The sequence below is a fragment of the Vibrio sp. YT-19(2023) genome (assembly GCF_033337395.1).
On the sequence record NZ_JAWOQN010000724.1, the window covers coordinates 1 to 611 of the forward strand.

1 protein-coding gene is annotated in these 611 nt (G+C 64.3%); it reads right to left on the bottom strand.

Annotation, left to right across the window (positions count from 1 at the left end; all coding sequences use genetic code 11):
- Positions 1-591: MFS transporter (locus R7E78_RS28115; RefSeq protein WP_181713132.1), on the bottom strand; the 591-nt coding region annotated here is incomplete at its 3' end.
- Positions 592-611: the final 20 nt, after the last annotated feature.

Sequence of the window (611 nt, forward strand, 5' to 3'; positions counted from 1 at the left end):
GAGAGCCTCCCGGCGTAACGGCCGGCGTTCGCCTTTGTGCGACTCCGGCAAAAGGAAACAGCCCGTCAGGAAATTGAGGCCGTTCAAGGCTGCCGCGGCGAAGAACGGAGCGTGGGGGGAGAAACCGCCCATCAGCCCACCGAGCACAGGTCCCGCGACCATCCCGAACCCGAAACAGGCGCTCATGAAGCCGAAGTGCCGCGCGCGCTCATCGCCATCAGTGATATCGGCAATATAAGCGCCGGCTACCGCCCCAGTCGCCCCGGTGATGCCGGCCACGATCCGCCCGATATAGAGAACCCAAAGGAAAGGCGCCGTCGCCATGATGGCGTAGTCGACAGCAGCGCCGGCCAGCGAGACGAGCAAGACCGGCCGCCGCCCGAAACGATCCGACAGCGCGCCCAGCACAGGTGCGCAGGCAAATTGCATCAACGCATACAGCGCCAGCAGAATGCCATAGTGGGCGGTGACGTCGTTCGAGTGAACCAGATCGCGCAGGAGGCCCGGCAGCACCGGCATAATCAGGCCGATGCCGACAGCGTCGAGCGCGACAGTGCTCAGAATTACGATCAGGGGTCTGTTGGGTTTCACGTCTGGCCTCCGGACCAGCC